Source organism: Photorhabdus heterorhabditis (assembly GCF_001280945.1).
In the GTDB taxonomy this organism is placed as follows: Bacteria; Pseudomonadota; Gammaproteobacteria; order Enterobacterales; family Enterobacteriaceae; genus Photorhabdus; species Photorhabdus heterorhabditis.
In genome coordinates this window covers 1-4758 of sequence record NZ_LJCS01000116.1, presented here as the reverse complement: position 1 = coordinate 4758, position 4758 = coordinate 1, and the positions used below count along the sequence as shown (strand labels likewise).

The 4758-nt window shown below is 55.4% G+C and carries 1 pseudogene; it reads left to right on the top strand.

The window, feature by feature from the left end:
• Positions 1-14 precede the first annotated feature (14 nt).
• Positions 15-4758: pseudogene (locus AM629_RS20465) on the top strand (amino acid adenylation domain-containing protein); the annotation flags it as partial.

Genomic DNA, 4758 nt, shown 5'->3' with positions numbered 1-4758 from the left:
AACGTACCCGGATTCAATCCGACTATTGGCGCACCATGCTGGCTGACGCGCCGGTTCTGCTGGATCTACCTACTGACCGGCCCCGTCCGCCTGAGCAGTCGTTTGCCGGACATGTCGTGCCGGTTGTCTTGGATGCAGAGTTAACGACCGCCCTGAAACGCCTGAGTGAACAGCACGGTGTCACGTTATTCATGACAGTGTTGTCCGCCTGGGCAATGGTCTTGTCGCGCCTGTCAGGTCAGGAAGATGTGGTGATAGGCACGCCGAGTGCCGGTCGCAGTCGTCAGGAAGTGGAACCGTTGATCGGGTTCTTTGTGAATACGCTGGCGTTGCGGATTGATTTATCGGGTGAGCTGACCGTGACGGAATTACTGGCGCGTGTACGGCAAACCGCCTTAGCGGCACAGGAGCATCAGGATTTACCGTTTGAGCAGGTGGTGGAAATCGTGCAGCCGCCGCGCCGACTGGCGCATACGCCGTTGTTCCAGGTGATGTTTACCTGGCAGAACAATGAAAATACGGAATGGAAACTGCCGGGGCTGGATGTATCAGCAGTCGATCAGGTCCTTGATGTTGCCAAGTTTGATCTTGATCTCAGCTTGTCGGAAGAGGCGGGCGGGATTGTGGGTACGCTGGGTTATGCCACCGCGCTGTTTGATCAACCGACCATAGAACGGCAGGTGGGATATCTGCACACGGTACTGCAAGCGATGGCTGCTCATGCTCAACAGCGGATCGGGGAAATCAATATCCTGTCCCCGGCAGAGCGCAGGTTGTTACTGGAAACCTGGAATGCGACGGAAACGGCGTACCCTGACCCGTGGTGTGTTCACCAATTGTTTGAACAGCAGGTGGAGAAAACCCCGGACGCGACGGCGTTAGAGTATGAAGCGCAGATGCTCAGTTATGCGCAATTGAATGGCCGCGCTAACCGGCTGGCCCATCAGCTGATTGCTCTGGGCGTAGAGCCTGATCAGCGGGTGGCGATTTGCGTATCACGTTCTCCGGCCATGGTGGTGGGAATATTGGCGGTACTGAAAGCTGGTGGGGCTTATGTGCCCCTGGACCCGGCTTATCCGGGGGAACGTCTGGCCCATATTCTGACCGATGCTGCTCCGGCTATCTTACTGGCGGACAGTGCTGGATGTGACGCACTGGGTGAGACAGCCCTGACCGGCCTGATCGTGCTTGACCCGAATACCCAGCCAGAGCAGCCGGACAGTAATCCCCAGATAGCGGCGTTGACGCCATGGCATTTGGCGTATGTGATTTATACCTCCGGTTCAACAGGGATACCGAAAGGCGTGATGCTGGAACATCGAGGTGTCTGTAATTACCTGCTATGGGCGCTGAGTTATTACCGGACTGAAAGGCAATTCGATAGTATCGTTTCGTCACCGATAGCCTTTGATGCCACGGTCACCAGTCTTTACCTGCCCTTATTGTGTGGCGGTAAGATCCGCTTGCTCCGTGACGGGCAGGAATTGGTTGAATTGCTCCCTGCACTGCTGTCAATGGAGTCGGGCGCTCTGGTTAAAATTACTCCTGGTCATCTCTCAGCAATAGGTCAGGAATTGAAAACAGCGGGACAAAAATGTCCTGCTCATTGCTTTGTCTTGGGCGGGGAAGCTCTGCCCAGTTCCACAGTGGCATTCTGGCGAACATTATCGCTTGGATCACGCATCATCAACGAGTACGGCCCAACCGAAACTGTCGTGGGTTGTAGCGTGTTTGATACTAATCACCCGAGCGGTTTTGTCGATAACGTACCGATTGGTCGCCCGATTTCCAATACCCGAATCTATATTCTCGATACCCACGGGAAACCTGTCCCAAGGGGGGTTGTTGGTGAGCTTTACATTGGGGGAGTCGCTGTCGCTCGTGGCTATCTGAATCGGCCAGAGTTGACGTCAGAACGTTTCCTGACGGATTTGTTCAGTGATAAACCGAATGCACGGATGTACCGGACCGGCGATCTGGCCCGTTACTTGCCGGATGGCAATCTGGAATTTTTGGGCCGTAACGACCATCAGGTTAAAATCCGCGGTTTCCGAATAGAGCCGGGGGAAATTGAGGCGCGGTTAGCGGAGCATCCCGCAGTGAATGACTGTGTGGTGCTGGCGTTGGGTGACGGGCAGGAGAAACGGCTGGTGGCTTATGTGGTGGCGGAGGCCCATGAGGAGCTGGTCAATAGCCTGCGTATCCACCTGAGCGCCCTGTTGCCGGATTATATGGTGCCATCAGCCTTTGTGCGGCTGGATGCATTCCCGTTAACGCCAAACGGTAAGCTGGATCGCCGCGCCCTCCCGGAACCGGACAGTGGGGCGTTTGCCCGTCAGGTTTACGAAGCGCCGCAGGGAGAAACGGAAATCGCGTTAGCGGCGATTTGGTGTGAGTTGCTGGGGATTGACCAGATCAGCCGGCACGATAATTTCTTTGCCCTAGGCGGCCATTCACTGCTGGCGGTACGCATGATTGAACGCTTGCGTCATCAGGGATTGACACTGGCGGTGCGTGATCTGTTCCAGTCGCCGGTGTTGTCTGAACTGGCCCAAACGTTGGGGCAGCATCAGGCTGTGATAGTGCCGCCGAATGTTATCACGCCGATGACCACGGAATTGACACCAGAGATGTTACCGCTGATAGATTTAACTCAGTCAGAGATTGACCGTATCGTCGGTCAAGTGCTGGGTGGGATAGCCAATATTCAGGATATCTATGCGTTGTCGCCGTTGCAGGACGGGATTTTGTTCCACCACTTGTTGGCAAGCGAAGGTGATCCGTATTTGTTAGTCAACCAGATAACCTTTGCTGACCGGACTTTGCTGGATAGTTATCTGGCGGCGGTGGAGCAGGTAGTTGATCGCCACGATATTCTGCGAACCGCCTTTGTCTGGGAAGGATTGTCCGTCCCGGTTCAGGTAGTCTGGCGTCAGGCACCTTTGTTAGTGACTGAATTGACGCTGGACCCGGCTGATGGGGCGGTTTGTGATCAATTGGCGCAACGTTTTAATCCCCGTCATTATCGTCTCGATTTGGGCCAGGCGTCGTTATTGCGCTTTGTAGTCGCTCAGGAGACTGATGGCCGCTGGATTATGCTGCAACTGCTGCATCACCTGATTGGCGACCATATCACGCTGGAAGTGATGAGCCGAGAAGTACAGGCATTCCTTGCCGGGCAAGGGAATAGCTTGCCCGCGTCGGTCCCGTTCCGCAATCTGGTGGCAGAGGCTCGGTTAGGGGTCAGTCAGGAAGAACACACCCGTTTCTTTACTGACATGCTGGCGGAGGTGGATGAGCCAACCTTGCCGTTTGGCTTGACTGAGGTGCACCGTGATGGTTCACAGGTGACAGAATCGCGACGGATGCTAGCACCTGAGCTGAATGACCGTCTGCGTAGTCAGGCCCGGTATTTGGGCGTCAGTCTGGCGGCGTTGTGTCATCTGGCCTGGGCGCAAGTGTTGTCGCGTACCAGTGGTCAGGAGAAAGTGGTGTTCGGTACGGTGTTGTTTGGGCGGATGGCGTCAGGTGAAGGAACCGACAATGGCATGGGGCTGTTTATCAATACCCTGCCGTTACGTCTGGATATCAATGAGACCCCGGTGCGGGACAGCGTACAGGCTGCTCATACCCGGCTGGCTGGATTATTGATGCATGAGCATGCTTCACTGGCGCTAGTCCAGCGTTGCAGTGGGGTGCGGGGGGATATCCCACTCTTTAGTAGTCTGTTGAACTATCGACATAATGCCTTGCTGGAAACGTCAGATGAATTGATAAGTGGTATTGAATTTCTGGTTGGACAGGAGCGGACCAACTATCCGTTTATGCTGTCGGTGGAGGATTTTGGTGAATCGCTGGGGCTGACCGCTCAGGCAGTGCAACCGTTTGATCCGGAAAACCTGTGCGGTTATATGCAGCAGGCGCTGGAAAGTCTGGTGGAAGCGCTGGAGCAAGCCCCGGAAATGCCTGTTCGGGCATTGGAAATCCTACCGGAAGCAGAGCGTACGTTGTTGTTAAAATCGTGGAACGCGACGGAAACTCCCTATCCTGACCCGTTATGTGTTCATCAGTTGTTTGAACAACAGGTGGAGAAGACCCCGGACGCAACCGCGTTAGTGTATGAAGCGCAGACCCTTAGCTATGCGCAATTAAATGCCCACGCCAACCGGCTGGCTCATCAGTTGATTGCCTTGGGCGTGGAGCCAGACCAGCGGGTGGCGATTTGCGTATCACGTTCCCCGGCCATGGTGGTGGCGCTGTTGGCGGTACTGAAAGCCGGTGGGGCTTATGTGCCACTGGACCCGGCTTATCCGGGAGAGCGTCTGGCTCATATTCTGACTGATGCCGCCCCGGTTATTGTCCTGGCGGACAGTACGGGATGTGGCGCACTGGGTGAGGAAGCCCTTGCTGGCCTGATTGTGCTTGACCCGAATACCCTGCCAGAGCAGCCAGACCGTAATCCACAGAGAACGGCGTTGACGCCACGGCATCTGGCGTATGTGATTTATACCTCTGGTTCTACCGGCGTGCCCAAAGGGGTGATGATTGAGCACCGGAATACGGTGAACTTCCTGTGCTGGGCGCGGCAGGCGTTTGCGGCGGAAGAAAGCCGGGAGACACTTTTCTCGACATCGATGAACTTCGACCTGTCGATTTTTGAATGTCTGATGCCGTTGTCCCGGGGGGGGGCGATTCATCTGGTGGATGATGCCCTGTCATTGATGCAGCAGGCTTTGCCGGTGAGCTTACTCAACTCAG